Raw genomic sequence first — 21,319 nt, 5'->3', positions numbered from 1 at the left:
AACCTACCAAAAATGAAATCTAAAATTTATCTTTTAGGACTTATAATGCTCTTTTTTATTTCTTGTAAAAAAGATGATCCAATTAAAGTTACAACAAATGATTACTGCGCTGCAGTTGATACTGTAACTGGAATTATGGTTCATGATATATTTTCGCCACCAGTTGCTAGTAGAATTTATGTCTATCCTAATGTTGCAGCTTATGAAATTATGGCTCAAAACAATGCTAAATATCAAAGTTTGCAAGGGCAATTAAATGGATTAGATTCTATTCCTAAATTAGATCCAAAAAGTGGTGTTAATAAAAATTTAGCGGCACTTATTGCACATATTGAAGTGAGTAAACAATTAATATTTTCTGAAGAAGCTTTAGAGAAATATAGAGATAGCTTGTATAAAAAATGGGGTTCTGAGAATCAAAAAGAATTTGAAGTTTCTAAAGAGTATGCTTTAAAAGTTGTAGACAGAATTAAATTGTGGATGGGGAAAGATAATTACAAACAAACTCGAACTTTTCCGAAATATTCTGTGTATGCTAGTCAACCAGGAAGATGGCAACCTACACCACCAGCCTATATGGATGGAGTTGAACCACATTGGGGGGAAATAAGAACGTTAGTTATGGACTCAGCAGGTCAATTTAAACCGAAAGCTCCACATCCTTTTTCAACGGATAAAAATTCTGCTTTTTATAAAGAAGCAAAGGAAACATATGATGTTGGGAATATGATTTCTGAAAAATTAATAGCAATGGAGAAAAATAAAAGTACTGTAATTCCAGAAGAATCTGCTATTGCTACTTTTTGGGATTGTAATCCATACGCTACCGTTACGCAAGGTCATATGATGTTTGCTAAGAAGAAAAATTCGCCAGACGCACATTGGATTAACATCACTAAAATTGCGTTGAAGAAAACGAATGCAGATTTTGAAACCACAGTTTTTGCATTTACCAAAACATCTATAGGTGTTTTTGAAAGTATTATTAGCTGTTGGCATGAAAAGTATAGAACTAATGTAGTGCGCCCTGAAACATATATTAATCAAAATATTGATGAAAATTGGAGACCGCAATTACAAACACCTCCTTTCCCAGAATACACTAGCGGACATTCTGTGATATCTTCTTGTTCGTCAATAATTTTAACAACTATTTTTGGAGATAATTTTAGTTATATTGATGATTCAGAAGTTTATTTTGGGTTGCCAAAAAGACCTTTCAAATCATTTAAACAAGCCGCTGCAGAAGCTGCAATCAGCAGATTGTACGGAGGAATCCATTATAGAGCAGCTATTGAAAATGGGGTTGAACAAGGGGATAATATTGGAAATTATATTACTAATAAATTAAAGATGCTTAAAAAATAATGAAAGGAAATAAAAAAATTATAGTTGGATTAAGTGTCGTTCTTTCCTTGTTTTTAGTATGGTATTTATTTATTAAAGAAAGTGATTATACGATTTCATTTAAAATTAATACGGCTACAGGAACTGTTTTTCAAGGGGTACAAGAATGGTCGACTGCTCAAGCATTGAAAGACAGCGAAAATTATGTGATTTTAGAAAAGAAAAATTTTGAATTTCTTAAATATGAAATGCGAAAAGGGGATTCGGAATTTAATTATTATTGGGACATTAAATCTATTAATGATTCGGTTACAAAAATTGATGTTAGTATTAAAGATTTAAATCATAGTTTTTATAATAAGATTACAGCTCCTTTTTTTAAAACTGATTTTAAGCAAGAGCAAATTAAAAAAATATCAGAATTTAAATTGGGATTAACGGAACATCTCAATAAATTTAAAGTTAAAATTGATGGAGAAGGAACTTCTGAAGCAACATTTGTAGCGTATATCAATTTAAAAAGTGTGCTACAAGAAAAAGCACAATCAATGATTCAAAATGATGCTTCTATTACAGGGTATTTGCAGAGAAATAACATTAAAATAATTGGAAGACCTTTTGTTGAAGTTCAAAACTGGGATTTGGATTCGGAAAAATTAGATTTTAATTATTGTTTCCCTGTTGAAAAAAGAGCTGATTTTCCGCCAAGTGACGTTGTGAAATTTAAAACATTACCCGCACTTAAAGGATTAAAAGCTACTTATTTTGGCAATTTTAGAACTTCAGATAGAGCTTGGTTTGCCTTAATAGATTATGCTAAGAGACATGATTATAAATTAAGTAACAAACCTTTAGAGCACTTTTTGGCAAATCCATTTAATGGAGGTGAAGAAATAGAGTGGGAAACTCAAATTATCATTCCGTTTGATCAAAAATAGATAGTGTTTTATTTCTCGAATAAAATGCGTTCGAAAACGTTTTCGGTTCTTCCGAAAACGTTTTTTTTATTTAATTCAGTAGTTGATTGGGATTTTAAAATTAAATTTAAAAGATATAAGTAACGAAATAAAAATAGGACTATGGGTACAAAATTTAAATTGAGTTTTTGGCAGATAATCAATATGAATGTTGGTTTTTTTGGTATACAATACAGCTTTGGTTTACAACAAAGTGCGGTCAATCCAATATATGATTTTTTACATGCAAGTCCAGATCAAATCCCAATATTAAATCTTGCAGGTCCTTTGACAGGTTTATTGATTCAACCCATAATTGGAGCAATGAGCGATAAAACTTGGCATCCAAGATGGGGAAGACGTAAACCTTACTTTTTTATTGGAGCACTAGTTTGCAGTATTGCTTTATTTTTATTTCCATTTAGTAGTTCATTATGGATGGCTGCAGGATTGCTTTGGATTCTAGATGTTGGTAATAACACTGCTATGGAACCTTATCGTGCCTTTATTGCAGATACATTGAGCGAAGATCAGCAACCTATGGGCTTTCAAGCGCAAAGTTTTTTTACTGGTTTCGGGCAGTTTTTGGCTTATATTTCTCTTTTTCTATTTCCAATAGTTTTTGTTGGTTATACAGGATCATTACCAACTTGGATTTATGCATCTTTTTTTCTAGGGGCAGTACTTTCTGTAAGTTCCATTTGGTGGAGTATGACTAAGACTAAAGAAATTCCGCCAACTGAAGAAGAATTAGCGCTTTTAAAAGCAGAACCATTAAATGTTTTTTCTCCTTTTATAGATATTTATAGAGCGGTTTTAGAAATGCCAACAGTTATGTGGCAATTGTTTGTGGTCTATTTGTTTCAATGGTATGCCATGATGTGTTATTGGCAAAACAATTCAAAAAGTATTGCTTTGTCGGTTTGGAATGTAACACCAAAGAATGCTGTAGGCTATGAAAAAGCAGTGGAATGGAATGGATTGATTGGTGCGTTTGGGTTTATAGTTACTTTTTCAATAGCCTTTTATTTGGCCAAATTAGCCAAAAGTCATGGTGCTAAGATGATTCATTTTGTTTGCCTATTATTAGGAGCTGTTTCACTTTTATGCTTTCCATTAGTGCAAAATCAGTATGTATTTTTTGCGGTGGTTATTGGTTATGGTATAGCTTGGGCAAGTATGATGGGAATACCTTACTTGATGGTTGTTGCTGTTATTTCAAAAGAAAGATATGGTGTTTATATGGGTATTATTAACATGATGATTGTTATTCCGATGATTATCCAAAACCTATCATTTGGTTATATTTTAAAAAATTTCTTAGATAATGATCCTCGTCAAGCAATAAGTTTTGCAGGGGTGTTATTAGTGATTGCAGCTTTCTGCACATTATTAATTAAAATAAAAAAGACAAAATTAAGTGAATAAAATAATAAATAATATGAATGAAATTGACATCCTTTGTGTGGGTGAAGTTCTTGTAGATTTTATTGGTCATCAAGAAGGCGTGCTTATTAGTGGAACTAGAGATTATCATAGGTATTTAGGAGGATCGCCTACTAATGTTGCTATGAATTCAACGCGATTAGGTTTAAATACCATTATGGTTGCAACTGTTGGAAACGATGGTTTTGGATCCTATATTACAGAACGATTAACGAGTGTTGGTATAAATACAAACCATGTTAACGTTCTAGATGATAAATCAACTAGTGTGATTTTTGTTTCAAGATCTGAAGGTACACCTGATTTTATACCATACCGTTCAGCAGATTGTTGTATTTATGAGGAACAAATTTCAAAGGAAATATTATCTCATACAAAAATATTTCATACTACCTGTTTTGCATTAAGTAAAAATCCTGCACAGAAAACGATTTTGAAGAAAGCAAAAGAAGCTTACGATTTAGGATGTAAGCTAAGTATTGATGTTAACTATGCAAGAAAGTTGTGGAAAAGTCAAGAGAAAGCTTTCAAAGTAATCAAAACCTATTGTCAGTTTAATCCATTAATAAAAATTAGTGAAGATGATATGTTGCGTCTTTTTGAGAAAGAACTTCCTCATGACGAGATATTTGAATTTTTTCACCAACAAGGAGTGGACACTGTTTGCTTAACTTTAGGTAGCAAAGGAGTTAAATTATCTCAAAAAGGGAAAGAAGTAATACAAATGCCAGCAATAAAAATTGACAAAGTTATGGACTCCACTGGAGCAGGTGATGCTTTTTGGTCTGGATTTTTATTTGCTTATATAAAAGAAAAATCAATTAATGAATGTTTGGATATCGCTTTAAAATTAGCCGCTTTAAAACTGCAAAATGTAGGACGATTACCGGATAACATCAATATCCTTTCTAAACTTTTATAAAACACCATGCAACAAAATAATACAAAAATAAGTAATGGTGTAATGCTGAATGTTTATCCAGATAGTATTGGAGAAAAATTTAGCGATACTATATCCATGCTTAAAATGACCGATTTTAAAGATGTGTTTTCTTTACTATACGTTTTGCCAACTTTTTTTAATAGTGATTTAGATAGAGGTTTCTCTATTATTGATTATGATATTAATAAAGATTTGGTCGATACAAAAGATTTAAAGGACTTGGATGAGCTTCAGATAAAGCTGAAATTTGACATTGTATTAAATCATCTTTCTGTAGCTTCTCCTCAGTTTAAAGATATGTTACAATATGGTAATGAATCTAAATTTAAAGATTTTTTTATCAATTGGAATGAATTCTGGGAAGGAAATGGAGTTAAAAATGAAGATGGAATTGTAATTCCAAATCCAGAATTTCTCAATAAATTGTTTATGAGAAAGTCGGGTTTGCCTATATTGAAAGTACGTTTCCCAGATGGTTCAGAACAGCCTTATTGGAACACTTTTTATCAGCAAATAACCTATAACCCGATTACTATTGCGGATTTACAAAATATAAAAGCTTTAACAGAAGAGCAAAAACAATTTATTGTTGCCATTGTTAATGACGCAATTAAGGATAATAAAGATTTTACGACCATTGATTTTAAAGATTGTACTCCTTTGAAATCAGAAATTTTACAAATTGTAGAACAAAAACGTTCTTATTTAGGACAAATGGATGTTAATGCTGCGTCGCCTTTAGTATGGAATTTCTACGAGGAAACATTAAAGAAACTGAATGGCTATGGTTGTAACATTCTTAGATTAGACGCTTTTGCCTATTTGCATAAACAAGTAGGGGAATCCAATTTTTTTAATAAACCAGGAACTTGGGAATATTTAGAGCGTATTAAGAAAATTGCAGAACAAAATAATTTGATGCTATTGCCGGAAATTCACGCAGAATATGGTTTGCATTTACATGATGAGGTAGCTGATAAAGGATATTATATTTATGACTTTTTCTTACCTGGTTTAGCGATACATACTATCGAAAATAAAACGAGTAAAGCCTTGTTGACTTGGGCTAAGGAAATTATTGCTAAAGGATATAAAACAGTAAATATGCTTGGTTGCCATGATGGAATACCTGTTCTAGATTTAAAAGGCAAAGAAATAAATGGAGCTTATAATAAAGGATTATTAGAGGATACTGAGATTGAAAGTATCATGAATAAAATCATGGAACGTGGTGGTCGTGTTAAGAATCTTTACGATCCTTCAGGAAACAAAATTTCTTATTATCAAATAAATGCAACATTTTTTAGCGCATTAGGAGAAGACGAACAAAAGTTACTTCTTGCAAGAGTTATCCAAATGTTTATGCCAGGAATTCCTCAGGTTTGGTATTTAGATATTTTTGCGGGTAAAAATAATTATGAAGCGGCAGATAATGGAGGTAGTGCTGGACACAAAGAAATTAATCGTACCACATTGACCAGGAACGATATTCAGCAAGGGTTGAAAACCGAAGTTGTAAAAAAACAACTCGAAATCATGCACTTAAGAAATACTTCAGCTGCATTTTCGGGTCATATAGAAATAAATGATGCCGTTGATGCTGTTATAGATATCAAATGGGTAAATGGAACAGCAGTAGCACATCTAAAGGCAGATCTTCAAACCAATCGTTTTACAATTGACCATTCGGAAAATGATGTGATAAATACCATGAGTTTTTAATTTATACTGCAATCGGAAAATTACCAGTTAAATGTGGATTCATAAATACTAACCAATTAATAAATAAAGAAATAATGCAAAAAAACACCGTTAAGATTGCCATGTACCTCAATTATTTTGTGTTTGCAATTTTGCTGAACAGCGTAGGAATTGTAATTCTGAAAGCACAAGCAAATTATGGTGTTGATGAACTACAAGCTAGTATTCTGGAAGCATTTAAAGATCTTCCGATTGCAATTGTTTCTTTTTTAGTAGCTTCTTTTTTACCTAGAATTGGTTACAAAAGAGCAATGCTTATTGGATTAGCATTAGTTTCTGTTGCTTGTATAAGCATGTATTTTGGAAATTCTTTTACTGCGGCGAAAATACTTTTTGCAACCGTTGGAGTTTCTTTTGCTTTGATTAAAGTTTCGGTTTATTCTTTGATTGGAACCATTACAGAGAATCAGCAAGAACACAATAGTATGATGAGTAGTATTGAGGGTGTTTTTATGATAGGAATTGCATTAGCTTATTTCTTATTTCCAGCGTTCAATTCCGATACAAATCCTGATTCATGGTTGAATGTGTATTGGCTTTTGGCAGGGATTTCATTAGTATCTTTCGTGTTTTTGTTTTTTGCAAAATTCGAGAATCAAGCGGAAATTCCGGGAGTCAATTTAGCGGATGATTTTGCTCAAATGTTTAAATTGTTTGCTAAGCTTTTGACTATTGTTTTTGTAATTAGTGCTTTCTTGTTTGTTATGATTGAACAAGGAATAATGTCTTGGCTACCTACTTTTAATAGTAAAGTGCTTCATCTTCCTCAGAATATTAGTATAATGATGGCGAGTATTCTTGCAATTACTTTAGCAGCGGGAAGACTTTTGGCTGGAATAATAACTAAAAAAATAAACTGGATTTGGGTACTTAGTTTTTGTATTATTGCGGCTATGCTGATTGTTATTTTTGTACTTCCAAAAACAGTTGGATTAGATGTTAAAGAAATCAATTCATTAGGTGATATTCCTTTAATAGGATTCGCATTTCCATTAGTAGGGCTTTTTATTGCGCCTATTTATCCGCTACTGAATTCTGTTGTTTTGAGTGCTTTGCCAAAAAAAATGCACAGCTCCATGACAGGATTAATTGTTGTTTTTTCAGCATTGGGAGGAACTTTAGGGTCAAGGATTATTGGGTACTTGTTTAAAAATGAAGGGCCTGAAAATGCTTTTTATTACACTTTAATTCCAATGTCGTTGTTACTTATCTCTTTTTTTATTTTAAAAAATCTTACTGCTAAAAAATGAAATTCTCTCTTAACATAGACAAAGTATTTAATGAGTTATTGCTTCAAGAAGATACTGATAAAGATAAAAAAATCACTAAGGATGATACTGGTCCTAAAAAGTTTGTTTTAGTTGACGAAACTACGAAACAAGAAAAAACCATAGAAGGCACTTATCATTTGTCTAATCTTTTGCAAGAATTAGCACAATTAAAAGAGCAGAACTGTGAAATTGGATCGGTTGATTTAAACCGAATTCAAGAAAATCCAGTAGAAAGAATTTCAAGAAAAATCAGAGATGATTATTGGAATGAACTGACTCGAACTATTGACAAAAAAGGATTAGCTCAAATTCTTCAAGACGAAAAAACAACGAATGAGATTCCTACTCTTTATATTTCTGCAAAAGATAAAAGAGGAGTTGCTTATTTCCAAGACTTAGAAAAAGAGCTTAAGAATTTTAAATTAGGGATTCTTCCAGAAAATTTCACAATGGAATATGTGGAAACCTTAAATAAAAAACCGGGTATTTTAGCTTTAGCATTAGAACAAAAAGCAGATGGTTTACAAGGCGTTCCATTTGTTGTTCCAGGAGGAAGATTTAATGAAATGTATGGTTGGGATAGTTATTTTATTGGTGTTGGTTTGTTGATAGATAATCAGCTGGACAAGGCCATGGCAATTGCGGATAATTTTAAATATCAAATTATTCATTATGGAAAAATTCTAAACGCCAACAGAAGTTATTACTTAACTAGAACGCAGCCACCTTTGTATTCTTCTTTGCTTATTGATATTGTAAAACAAAAAGTCCCAAGTTCAGATTGGTTACAAGATCATCTTGAAACGGTGATTTTAGAATACAATACCGTCTGGATGGAACAAGGAAACCGATTGACGCCAACGGGTTTAAATAGGTATAAAGCGGATGGTGTAGGAATGCCATTTGAGGTAGAGCCAGGACATTTTGATGATGTTTTGGAGCCATTTGCAAAAAAATATAATTTGCCAATTCGAGATTTTGAAAAACAATATTTAGAGCGAACTCTAGTAGATCCTGAGCTTGATTTGTATTTTGTTCACGATAGAAGTTTAAGAGAAAGTGGTCATGATACTACGGATAGGCTTATAAATATGTGTGCTAATCTAAATTCGGTTGATATAAATAGCTTCCTTTATAAATATGAAAAAGATATTGCCTATTTAATAAAGGAGTATTTTAATGGAAGTTTTAAAGCTCAAGATGTAACCTATACTTCGAAAGACTGGGAACAAAAAGCAGATATTAGAAAAGAAAAAATAAATGAATTGTGCTGGAATGAAGATGCAGGAATGTATTTTGATTATGATTTTGTAAACAAAAAACAATTTCCTTTTGAAGCAGCAACAACTTTCTTCCCATTATGGGCTGGACTTTGTAGCGATAATCAAGCTAAGAAATTAGTTGAAGTTGCTTTGCCTCATTTTATAAAAACGGGCGGAATTACAGGAAGTACTAAAACTAGTTCTGATCTTTTTTCAGATGACGGACCACAACGACAATGGGATTATCCTTTTGGCTGGGCACCACATCAAATTTTGTTATGGGAAGGGTTAGTCAAGTATAAATTCTTTGACAAAGCGCAAGAAATGGTTTATAGATGGCTTTGGCTTATTACTAAAAATGCAGTGGAATATAATGGTACAATTCCGGAAAAATTTGATTTAGAAATCAGTTCTCATAAAGTTTTTGCTGAATATGGCAATGTAGGTACTGAGTTTGATTATATCGCAAAAGAAGGTTTTGGTTGGGTAAATGCGTCCTATCAGTTTGGACTGAAGATTTTGCATAATAATTTGAAAGAGAAGCTAAATGAATTAGTTTCTCCAAATGAATTATTTTAGAAGTAAATTAATTTTTTTGTTTTTCGAACGATATTTTTTTTAACTTTATAATTCATTCTAACTTATTTATCATGACTGTAGATCAAATTTTAAGCACAAAGGGGAAGGAAGTTTATTCAGTACTTCCTACGAATACTGTATACGAAGCATTGACAGTGATGAGCGAAAAAAATATTGGAGCTATACTTGTTATTGAAGATACAGTTTTGAAAGGGATTTTATCGGAGAGAGATTATGCCAGAAAAATTGTTTTGAAAGCTAAATCGTCTAAGAATGCCTTAGTTTGTGAAATCATGGAGACGGATGTTGTTACAGTAAAACTTACTGACAATCTGGAGTCTTGTATGGAATTAATGAACGGTAAAAGGGTGAGGCATTTACCAGTTATAGAAAATAATATTGTTATAGGGATCATTTCTATAAGTGATGTGGTTAAAGCAATTATTGAAATTCAAAAAGATACTATTCAACATTTGAACTCCTATATTACGCAATAAAAAGAACAAGAAATAATCTTAAATAAAGCTGCATATTAATGCGGCTTTTTTTTTAATTCAAAATGGAAGTTTGTTTTATGCAAAAGAATGGAGTAAAAGTCCTCTTTTTTTAGATCAAGACTCTTATCTTTGTAATCTAGTATAAAATCTGACAAAATGGATCAAAACAGCAAAAGAAGAGAGGCGTTATTATATCATGCAAAGCCCCAGCCAGGTAAAATTCAAGTAGTTCCAACTAAGAAATATGCGACGCAAAGAGATTTATCTTTGGCATATTCACCCGGAGTTGCCGAGCCATGTTTGGAAATTGCAAAGGACGTTAACAATGTCTATAAGTATACTACAAAAGGAAATTTAGTTGCTGTAATTACTAATGGAACCGCAGTTTTAGGATTGGGAGATATAGGTCCAGAAGCTTCAAAACCTGTAATGGAAGGAAAAGGCTTGTTGTTCAAAATTTTTGCAGGAATCGATGTATTCGACATTGAAATAAGCACAAAAAATATTGAAGAATTCATTCAAACAGTAAAAAATATAGCGCCAACTTTTGGTGGAATAAACCTAGAAGATATTAAAGCCCCTGAATCTTTTGAAATAGAAAGACGTTTAGTTGAAGAATTAGATATCCCAGTGATGCATGATGATCAACATGGAACAGCAATTATATCTTCAGCAGCACTTTTGAACGCACTAGAACTTGCAGGAAAAAAAGCGGAAGATATGAAGATGGTTGTTTCTGGTGCAGGATCTGCAGCTTTAGCATGTGCAAATTTATATATTTTGCTTGGTGTTAAACTTGAAAATATTTACATGTTTAACAGCAAAGGACTATTAACAAAAGGAAATCCATCATTGTCAGATTTGCAACAACAATATGCTAAAGATATGCCTTCAATAAGTCTTGAAGAAGCATTAGTTGATGCAGATATATTTTTAGGATTGTCGTCAGGGGATATTATGACACCAAAAATGTTATTAGGTATGGCTGAAAATCCTATTGTTTTTGCGATGGCAAATCCAGTTCCTGAAATAGATTATAACCTAGCAATTGCAACTAGAAAAGATGTTATTATGGCCACGGGAAGATCTGATTTTCCTAATCAAGTGAATAATGTACTTGGGTTTCCATATATTTTTAGAGGAGCATTAGATGTACGAGCTACTAAAATCAACGAAGCTATGAAAATGGCGGCTGTTAGAGCATTAGCAGCATTAGCAAAAGAGCATGTGCCAGAACAGGTAAATATTGCCTATGGAGCTAAAAAATTAACTTTTGGACGTGAATATATTATCCCATCTCCTTTTGATCCACGATTGATTACCGTTGTTGCACCTGCTGTTGCAAAAGCAGCAATGGACTCTGGAGTTGCCTTAAATCCTATTACAGATTGGAATGCCTATGAAGAAATTTTATTAGATCGATTAGGCAACGATAATAAAATGGTTCGATTGATAACAAATAGAGCTAAAAACGATCCAAAACGTATTGTTTTTGCAGAAGCAGATCATTTAGATGTTCTTAAAGCGGCTCAAATTGTTTTGGAAGAAGGTATTGGTTTCCCAATTTTATTAGGAAATAAAGAAGTTATTATGGAGCTAAAAGCGGAAATAGGTTTTGTTGCCGATGTTCCAATTATTGATCCAAAAGAAGCTGCTGAAGAAGAGAGAAAAAATAGTTTTGCTACAACCTATTGGAAAACTAGACAAAGAAGAGGAATCTCATTATTAGACGCTCAAAAATTGATGCGTGAAAGAAATTATTTTGCTGCTATGATGGTAAATGTAGGGCAAGCTGATGCACTAGTTTCTGGTCATTCTAGAAGTTATCCTTCAGTAGTAAAACCGATGCTGCAGCTTATTGATAAAGCACCTGGAGTTTCTATTGTGGCAACAACAAATATGATGATGACTGCTCGTGGGCCAATGTTTTTGTCAGATACAGCAATTAATATTAATCCATCTGCAGAAGATTTGGCAAAAATTGCAATCATGACTTCAAATGCTGCAAAAATGTTTGGGGTTGAACCTGTTATTGCAATGGTTTCTTATTCTAATTTTGGTTCTTCAACGAATGAAAGCGCTGGAAAAGTAAGAGAAGCAGTAGCTTATTTGCATAAAAATTACCCTGACATGATAGTTGATGGAGAGCTTCAAGCTGATTTTGCGCTTAATCCTGAGATGTTGGAGAAAAAATTCCCGTTTTCTAAATTAGCTGGAAAAAAAGTAAATACATTGATTTTTCCTAATTTAGAATCAGCTAATATTACCTATAAATTGATGAAAGAACTTAACAAAGTAGACTCAATTGGACCAATAATGTTAGGAATGGGTAAACCAGTTCATATATTCCAGTTAGGAGCAAGTGTTGAAGAAATGGTCAATATGGCGGCTATTGCGGTTATTGATGCTCAAGAGAAGGAAAAAAAATAAATTTGAGTTGAAAAATAGAATGGAAGCTTGCCCAAAAAAGTAAGTTTAATTTTATTATATTTGATAATATAAAATCTATATGATAGCACATTTGCAAGGGAAACTAGTAGAAAAAACACCAACACAAGTCGTTATAGATTGTGGAGGCGTTGGATACCATGTTAATATTTCATTACATACCTATTCACTACTTCCTAATACGGATTTTATAAAATTATTTACGCATCTTCAAATAAAAGAAGATGCACATACACTATTTGGTTTTGTTGAAAAATCTGAAAGAGAAATATTCAAAATGTTATTGTCTGTATCTGGAATTGGGGCAAGTATTGCTAGAACTATGCTTTCCTCTTTAGATCCAAAACAAATTACAAATGCAATAGCATCTGGAGATGTAGTTACAATTCAATCCATAAAAGGTATTGGTAGTAAAACCGCACAAAGGGTAATTCTTGATTTAAAGGAAAAGGTTTTGAAATTGTATGATTTAGATGAAGTTTCTATGTCTCAGAGCAATACAAATCGAGATGAAGCGTTATCTGCTTTGGAGGTTTTAGGTTTTGTTAGAAAAGCGTCAGAGAAAGTTATAGAAAAAATCATAAAAGAAGATCCAGAAGCTACTGTTGAATCAATTATTAAAAAAGCTTTAAAAAGCTTATAAAAGCATAAAAGTAACACTAAAATTATATGAATAAAATTTGTGTTTTAGTACTAATTTTATTTTGTGGTTTTGTATCTCAGGCCCAAGTAAATGAAAAGGCTCAAGATACTGTTAAGTCTGGATTTTCTGTAGGGAAAGTTCAAATAAAAAACCCTCAAAGTATTCTTTCTGCTTATACGTATGATCCAGTTACGGATCGGTATGTTTATACAAATTCCGTTGATGGATTTTCTATCAATTATCCTATTATTTTAACCCCAAAAGAATACGAAAATTTAGTTTTGAAAGAATCCATGCGGGAGTATTTCAAAAGTAAAGTAGATGCAATTGATGGTAAAAAAACAGGCAGTGAAGATGCCAAAAAGGATTTATTACCAAGATACTATGTGAAATCAGGTTTTTTTGAATCCATTTTTGGTAGTAATACTATTGATGTGAAACCTACCGGATCTGTTGAAATGGATTTAGGGATGCGGTACACAAAACAAGATAACCCTTCTTTTTCTCCTAGAAACAGATCAAATACTTCTTTTGATTTTGATCAAAGAATTAGCATGAGTTTGATGGGTAAAGTAGGAACGCGATTGAATGTAAATGCTAATTATGATACACAATCAACTTTTGCATTTCAGAATTTAATCAAATTAGAATACGCTCCAACCGAGGATGACATCATTCAAAAAATTGAAGTCGGAAATGTAAGCATGCCTTTGAATAGTTCTTTGATTCGAGGCGCTCAAAGTTTATTTGGGGTTAAAACGCAATTGAAATTTGGTAAAACTACAGTTACGGGAGTTTTTTCAGAACAAAAATCACAAACCAAAAGCATCGTTGCAGAAGGTGGAGGAACCGTTCAAAATTTTGATATTTTCGCTCTTGATTATGATAATGACAGACACTTTTTCTTGTCACAATATTTCAGAAATAGATACGATGCTTCTTTAAAAAATTATCCATTTATAGACAGTAGAGTTCAAATTTCGAGATTGGAAGTTTGGGTTACAAACAAACAAAACAGGGTTACAACAACGAATAATAATTTAAGAAATATTATTGCACTTCAGGATTTAGGGGAAGGACAATTATCAGGGATTCCAGATAATGAAGTAGTTGTGCTAGATCCTTCAGCGGGAATTTTCAACAATCCTATTGATTCGCCTACGGACAATAAAAACAATGATTATGATCCGGCGCAGATAGAAGCTGGCACAGGTTTATTAAATTCTAATATTCGAGAAATTGTAACTTCAAATTCAGGTTTTAATACCACTGTAAGCGAAGGACAAGATTATTCGAAGTTAGAAAACGCCCGAAAATTAAATCCGAATGAATATACCTATAATGCTCAATTAGGATACATTTCGTTACAACAAAAATTAGCTAATGATGAAATTCTTGCTGTTGCTTATCAATACACCATTGGAGACAAAGTCTATCAAGTGGGTGAATTTGGAAATGACGGAGTAGATGCTACGGTTGTTGGAGGAAATACTAATACTAATTCAAATAAAAGTATTATTACTCAAAGTTTGGTTTTGAAAATGCTGAAAAGTAATTTAACCAATGTCAAAAATCCTGTTTGGAATTTAATGATGAAAAACATTTATCAGATTCAAGGGGGATATCAGTTAAAACAAGAAGATTTCAGATTTAATATTTTGTATACGGATCCTTCCCCGTTGAATTATATTACCGAGGCCGGAAGTCCATTTCCTTCTAATCCTTTGCCTGAAAACAAAGTAGCCGAAACACCTTTGCTTAAAGTATTCAATTTAGATAAACTAAATTATAATAATGATCCACAAACGGGAGGTGATGGATTTTTTGATTTTATGCAAGGTCTAACTGTAGATGCTCAAAACGGGCGAATCATATTTACGACCAAAGAACCTTTTGGAGAATTATTGTTTTCTAAATTATCAAATCCAGGTTCGGGAGAAACCTATAGTGATGTAAATACCTATAACGCAAATCAAAAAAAATATGTATTCCGAAGCATGTATCGAAATACACAATCAGGAGCTTTACAAGACAGTGATAAAAACAAATTCTTATTGCGAGGAAAATATAAATCATCAAGTGGGGATGGAATTCCTATAGGTGCTTTTAATGTGCCACAAGGATCAGTAGTTGTTACCGCTGGTGGAAGAGTTTTAGTTGAAGGAGTTGATTATAGTGTTAATTATCAATTAGGAAGAGTTCAGATTTTGGACCCTTCTTTACAAGCTTCTAATACACCAATTCAGGTTTCGTTAGAAAACAATTCTATTTTTGGTCAACAAACCCGACAATTTATGGGGGTGAATGTAGAGCACAAAATATCAGATAAATTTTTGGTAGGTGCCACTTTCTTAAAAATGACCGAAAAACCATTTACTCAAAAATCTAGTTTTGGACAAGAATCAGTTAACAATACCATTTTTGGATTCAACACTAATTTTTCAACGGAAGTTCCTTTTTTAACTCGTTTGGTTAACAAGTTGCCAAATATTGATACGGATGTTCCTTCAAATCTTTCGGTGAGAGGAGAAATTGCTTTTTTGAAACCAGATACCCCAAAAGCCGATCAATTTCAAGGAGAATCTACTATTTATGTTGATGATTTTGAAGGTTCACAATCTACTATAGACATGCGTTCACCGTATTCTTGGAGTTTATCTTCAACTCCAGTCAATGATGCCGAAAGCATGTATAATTTTAATGAAAGTGCAAATGATTTGAGTTATGGCTTTAAAAGAGCAAAATTATCATGGTATTCAATTGACCCTATTTTTTACACTCAAAAACCATCAGGAATTACTAATGATGATTTGTCATTAAACACAACCCGAAGAATTTACAGTGAAGAGTTATATCCATTGACTGATATCGCGCAAGGACAATCTCAAATTGTAAACACTTTGGATTTGAGTTATTATCCATCTGATAGAGGGCCGTATAATAACAATTCAAACATTGGAACAAATCCAAGAGATAATTTTGGAGGAATTATGCGTTCTTTAAGCTCGACTAATTTTGAGCAAGGAAATGTTGAGTATATTCAGTTTTGGGTTTTAGATCCTTATGTTGGTAGTGGAGCAGTTCCAGCTTCTAATACAGGTAAAATATATTTCAACTTAGGAGAACTTTCAGAAGATATTTTGAAAGATGGAAGAAAACAATATGAAAATGGACTTGGACCAGACCAAATATTGACAAATCCACAACCAATTTGGGGTGATGTTCCCGCTTCACAATCTTTGATATATGCTTTTGATAACAACACAAATAACCGAACCAATCAAGATATAGGTTTGGATGGTTTGCCTAATGCAAAAGAGGCTTCGATATATAATAATTATGCTTCTGAATCTGATCCTGCTGGTGATGATTATACCTATTACCTCAATTCTTCAGGAAATCTTACAGATCGTTATAAAAACTATAATGGAGTTGACGGGAATTCAGCTGTTGATATAAATGATATCAATAGAGGAGCGTCTACGGTTCCAGATGTGGAAGATATCAATAGAGATAATACCATGAATACAATCAATGCGTATTATGAATACAGTATTAATCTTCAGCCAAATATGAGTGTTGGACAAAATTATATTACTGATATCAGAAACACACAAGTAGAGTTGCCAAATGGTTCAACTACTGAGGCAAGATGGATTCAGTTCAAAATACCTGTTTCACAACCAGAAAACACTATTGGGAATATTTCTGATTTTAGATCGATACGCTTTATGCGAATGTTTATGACAGGCTTTAATGAGCAAGTTACAGTACGTTTTGGAGCTTTGGATTTAGTGCGTGGCGAATGGAGAAGATATACTAAAACATTAGATTTTAATGATACTAATGTAGATGATGACAATACAGATTTAGATGTTTTAGCCGTTAATGTCCAAGAAAATAATGAAAGATGTCCTGTCAATTATATTACGCCTCCAGGAGTAGTTAGAGAAAAATTGTATAATAACAACACCATCATTAATCAAAACGAACAATCGTTATCATTGAGAGTGTCAGGTGATGGACTAGAACCAGAAGATTCAAGAGCTGTTTTCAAAAATGTAAGTGTAGATATGCGTCAATTCAAAAAATTGAAAATGTTTTTACACGCTGAATCTTTGCCAAATGAAATTTCTATTCAAGACAATCAGATGATTGGTTTTATTCGTTTTGGGAATGATTTTACCCAAAATTTTTATCAAGTAGAAATTCCTTTAAAAGTTACCGTTCCTTCCTCTTCGTCCTCCTCAGATTGTTCTTCTCTTAGTGCAGAGGTTGTCTGGCCAGAAGAAAATGAAATTGATTTGTCCTTAGATTTATTGACTAAATTGAAAATTAAGGCCATGAGTATTGATCCTAGCACATTGCCTATAGATGGAATTTATTATCCAGATAATGTATCAGGTGTAGCGGATGCTGATGGAAACACTAAATTGAAAATAGGAATAAAAGGGAATCCAAATTTTGGTCTGGTTAGAACTTTGATGGTCGGTGTGAAAAACAATGATTTGCATCAAGATATTAAAGGGGAGGTTTGGTTCAATGAACTTCGCTTGGCGGATATGGATAATAAAGGTGGTATGGCTGCAGTTTTGAATATTGATTCAAATATGGCTGATTTTGCAACTATATCAGCTACAGGTAAAAAGACCACAATTGGTTTTGGTGCTTTGGAACAAGGGCCTAATGAAAGAAGTAGGGAAGATATTCAGCAGTATAATATTGTAACGAATTTTAACCTTGGAAAATTGTTGCCTCCAAAATGGGGAATCAATCTACCATTTAATTATGGTATTGGTGAAGAAACAATTACGCCAGAATACGATCCTTTTAATCAAGATATTAAACTGAAACAACTATTGGATAATAGTGCTGCTTCAGAAAAAGATAATATTAAAAGCAGAGCAATTGATTATACAAAACGAACCAGTATTAATTTTATTGGAGTAAGAAAAGAAAGAAGACCAGAACAAAAACAACATATTTATGACCCAGAAAATTTCACTTTTTCTCAGTCAATAAATGAGGTAGAACGTCATGATTTTGAAATAGAAAATTATATCGATCAGCAAGTTAATTCCTCCGTTGATTATGCATTTACTTTTCAACCAAAATCGGTGGAGCCATTCAAGAATACTAAATTCATGAAGAAAAGCACCTACTGGAAAATGTTAAGTGATTTTAATTTTAATTATTTGCCTTCAAATATTTCATTTAATACAGATATAATTCGACAGTACAATCGTCAGCAGTTTAGACAAGTTGATGGCGTTCAAGGAATTGCTATTGATCCATTATACAGACGAAATTTTGCCTTTAATTACCAATATGGATTTAATTATAATCTGACTAAAGCATTAAAGTTGAATTATATAGCTTCGTCAAGTAATATTGTGAAAAGCTATTTGAATGATAAGAATGAACCTATTGATAGTTTTACCATTTGGGATAGCTATTGGGATATTGGAGATCCTAATCAACATATGCAACAATTGAAGTTGGATTATGAAATACCAATAAATAAAATACCATTATTCAGTTTTGTAAAAGCTAATTATTCATATACGGGAGATTATAGCTGGCAACGTGCTTCAAATGCGTTATCACAAATAGAAATTGAAGGAAGCAGTTATAACTTAGGAAATACAATCCAAAATGCTAATTCTAATAATTTGAATGCTACATTTAATATGGATGCATTGTATAAATATTTAGGATTGACTAAAGCAAAAAACAGTTTTGCTTCAAAAACGAAAGCAGCAGCTCCAAAACCTGGAGAGAAAATAGTTAAAACAAATTTCCAACAAACCTCTAAAAATAATCTATTTGTTGATGGTTTGATAGGTGTTTTGACTAGTGTGAAAAATGTACAAATGAACTATACGTACAATAGCGGAACAGTATTACCCGGATATATACCAAGTGTAGGTTTCTTAGGTTCTTCTAAACCAACTTTAGGATTTGTTTTTGGTAGTCAGGATGATGTAAGATATGAAGCTGCAAAAAAAGGTTGGCTTACTACTTACCCAGATTTCAATCAGAATTATTCTCAGGTGACAAACAAGATTTTTAAAACTTCAGCAAATATAGATTTATTTCCTGACCTTAAAATAGATTTGTCTTTGGATAGATCGTATTCTGAAAATTTTTCAGAACAATATGATGTTACAAATGGACAGTATAATGCAAGATCGCCATACAGTTATGGACTTTTCTCTATTTCGGCGGTTTTCATTAAAACATCTTTTTCAACTAGTGACGAAAATGGTTCGGCCGCCTTTGATGATTTCAGAACAAACAGACTTGTGGTTGCTAATAGATTAGCGTCACAAAGAGGAATTGATATTAGTAATCCTATAAATCTTGATGCTGAAGGTTATCCTTTAGGATATGGTAAAAATAGCCAAGCGGTATTATTGCCATCGTTTTTAGCAGCTTATTCAGGTAGCAATGCCTCCGATGTGTCTTTAGGAATTTTTAGAAACTTCCCAATTCCAAACTGGTCAGTAAAATACAACGGATTGATGCGCTATGGTTTTTTCAAAAAGAATTTTAAACGAATTTCTTTGCAGCACAATTATAGAGCTTCTTATACTATTAACAATTACAGGTCTAATTTCGAATACGATAGAACGCCAAACGGAACAGACGCAAGTGGTAATTTTTATAATAAAACAATTATGTCAAATGTCAACTTAGTGGAGCAATTTAGTCCATTAGTGAGAGTTGATTTTGAATTGAAAAGCTCTTTAAAAGTATTGACAGAAATTAAAAAAGATAGGGCTTTGTCAATGAGTTTTGATAATAATTTATTGACCGAAGTAAAAGGTATTGAATATATAGTAGGATTAGGTTACCGATTCAAAGATGTGATTTTTTCTTCTAGATTAGCAGATAATCCAACGGGAATTATAAAAAGTGATATCAATGTAACGGCTGATTTAGCGTATCGTAACAACCAGACTATTGTTCGTTATTTAGATTATGATAACAATCAATTAGCTGCTGGACAAAATATTTGGTCTTTGAAAATTAAGGCTGATTATGCATTTAGCAAAAACCTAACAGCTATTTTCTATTATGATCATTCGTTTTCAAAAGCTGTAATTTCGACCTCATTTCCATTGACAAATATTCGTTCTGGATTTACACTTCGTTATAATTTTGGAAATTAATTTTTAAAATGTAAACAAGAATTGTATATAAGATTGTTACATTTGTATCGTAAAATTTAATTAATTATCAATAAGCATTTTTATGAGTATACCAGCAAATTTAAAGTACACAAAAGATCACGAATGGGTGAGTTTAGAAGGTGATATCGCTACAGTGGGAATTACCCATTTCGCTCAAAAAGAATTGGGAGATATTGTTTATGTTGAGGTTGAAACACTTGATCAGACTTTAGAAAAAGATGAGGTTTTTGGAACAGTTGAGGCTGTAAAAACAGTTTCAGATTTATTTCTTCCTTTGTCTGGAGAAATTATCGCTTTTAATGATGCTTTGGAAAGTGCTCCTGAAAGTGTGAATTCTGATCCTTACGGAGCAGGATGGATGATAAAAGTAAAAGTATCTAACTTAGATGAAGTGGACTCCTTATTATCAAGCGAATCATACAAAGAATTGATTGGTGCTTAAACAACTCTTTTTTTGGATTGCCCTATTTTGGACTTTAGCTATTGCCTTTTTTTGTTTGATAAAGGCGAGCAATATTCCAGATGTTACTATGTCGATCCCAAATTTAGATAAAATTGTTCATGCATTTTTTCATTTTTCATTTACAATCCTTTGGTTTTTATTTTTTCAAAAACATTACAAAGAAGCAAATAGTAATAAATTACTAATTATAACAGTACTGCTTTCCATTTGTTTTGGGATTACCATCGAGATATTACAAGAATTATTTACAACTACCCGAAAGGCAGATGTGTTTGATGTTTTAGCAAATTTTTCAGGAGCAATGCTTGCTAGTGGTTTAATCTTGTATTTAAAAAAACAAAAATCTAATTTGATATAAAATCCCATTCCGATGGGATTTTTTTTTGTTAGTGAAGTTGTGAAATGGACTTTTTCGGTTTGATTTTAAAAAGTAGACATTTAGAACACCCTTTTTCAATATAAAATGTACTTTTGCCTACTATTGGTCTCTTTTAATTTAAGTTATAA

General features: G+C 32.3%; 13 protein-coding genes. All 13 read left to right on the top strand.

The window, feature by feature from the left end:
• Positions 1–12: 12 nt before the first annotated feature.
• The 13 genes from C8C88_RS04250 (at position 13) to C8C88_RS04190 (ending at position 21,170) form a co-directional block, all read left to right on the top strand.
• Complete coding sequence (locus tag C8C88_RS04250; protein WP_121336924.1) at positions 13–1,368, top strand: vanadium-dependent haloperoxidase; 1,356 nt, start codon at positions 13–15, stop codon at positions 1,366–1,368.
• Positions 1,368–2,285: a GyrI-like domain-containing protein gene (locus C8C88_RS04245; protein ID WP_121336923.1), complete on the top strand. Its 918-nt coding sequence runs from the start codon at positions 1,368–1,370 to the stop codon at positions 2,283–2,285. The genes C8C88_RS04250 and C8C88_RS04245 overlap by 1 nt, the downstream gene beginning before the upstream one ends.
• A 141-nt stretch (positions 2,286–2,426) precedes the next feature.
• Entirely contained in the window at positions 2,427–3,731 is a 1,305-nt protein-coding gene (locus C8C88_RS04240) for an MFS transporter (protein WP_121336922.1), read from the top strand.
• Between the two features lie 13 nt (positions 3,732–3,744).
• Positions 3,745–4,671: a carbohydrate kinase family protein gene (locus C8C88_RS04235; protein WP_199711391.1), complete on the top strand. Its 927-nt coding sequence runs from the start codon at positions 3,745–3,747 to the stop codon at positions 4,669–4,671.
• A gap of 6 nt (positions 4,672–4,677) precedes the next feature.
• Entirely contained in the window at positions 4,678–6,414 is a 1,737-nt protein-coding gene (locus C8C88_RS04230) for a glycosidase (protein WP_121336921.1), read from the top strand.
• Between the two features lie 74 nt (positions 6,415–6,488).
• Positions 6,489–7,703 (top strand): sugar MFS transporter, encoded by a 1,215-nt coding sequence (locus tag C8C88_RS04225; protein ID WP_121336920.1) that lies wholly within the window; start codon positions 6,489–6,491, stop codon positions 7,701–7,703.
• Positions 7,700–9,565, top strand: a complete 1,866-nt coding sequence (locus C8C88_RS04220; RefSeq protein ID WP_121336919.1) for a trehalase family glycosidase — start codon at positions 7,700–7,702, stop codon at positions 9,563–9,565. Before C8C88_RS04225 ends, C8C88_RS04220 begins: the two co-directional genes overlap by 4 nt.
• Before the next feature lie 71 nt (positions 9,566–9,636).
• The gene (locus tag C8C88_RS04215) at positions 9,637–10,062 is read left to right on the top strand and encodes a CBS domain-containing protein (protein ID WP_121336918.1); all 426 of its coding nucleotides are present in this window, start codon (positions 9,637–9,639) and stop codon (positions 10,060–10,062) included.
• A 156-nt stretch (positions 10,063–10,218) separates the two neighbouring features.
• Positions 10,219–12,492 (top strand): NADP-dependent malic enzyme, encoded by a 2,274-nt coding sequence (locus tag C8C88_RS04210; RefSeq protein WP_121336917.1) that lies wholly within the window; start codon positions 10,219–10,221, stop codon positions 12,490–12,492.
• Between the two features lie 79 nt (positions 12,493–12,571).
• Positions 12,572–13,153, top strand: coding sequence for a Holliday junction branch migration protein RuvA (ruvA, locus tag C8C88_RS04205; protein ID WP_121336916.1), 582 nt, complete (start codon positions 12,572–12,574; stop codon positions 13,151–13,153).
• A gap of 26 nt (positions 13,154–13,179) precedes the next feature.
• The gene (gene sprA, locus C8C88_RS04200) at positions 13,180–20,328 is read left to right on the top strand and encodes a cell surface protein SprA (protein ID WP_121336915.1); all 7,149 of its coding nucleotides are present in this window, start codon (positions 13,180–13,182) and stop codon (positions 20,326–20,328) included.
• Positions 20,329–20,410: 82 nt separating this feature from the next.
• Positions 20,411–20,791 carry a glycine cleavage system protein GcvH gene (gene gcvH / locus C8C88_RS04195; protein ID WP_121336914.1) on the top strand — a complete coding sequence of 127 codons (381 nt, stop codon included), beginning with the start codon at positions 20,411–20,413 and terminating at the stop codon, positions 20,789–20,791.
• Positions 20,792–20,879: 88 nt separating this feature from the next.
• On the top strand, positions 20,880–21,170 hold the full coding sequence (locus C8C88_RS04190) for a VanZ family protein (protein WP_121336913.1): 291 nt from the start codon (positions 20,880–20,882) through the stop codon (positions 21,168–21,170).
• Positions 21,171–21,319 lie beyond the last annotated feature (149 nt).

Source organism: Flavobacterium sp. 123 (assembly GCF_003634825.1).
Lineage (GTDB): Bacteria > Bacteroidota > Bacteroidia > Flavobacteriales > Flavobacteriaceae > Flavobacterium.
Note: the sequence above shows the minus strand (reverse complement) of the source record. Positions and strands in the feature narration are given on the sequence as shown.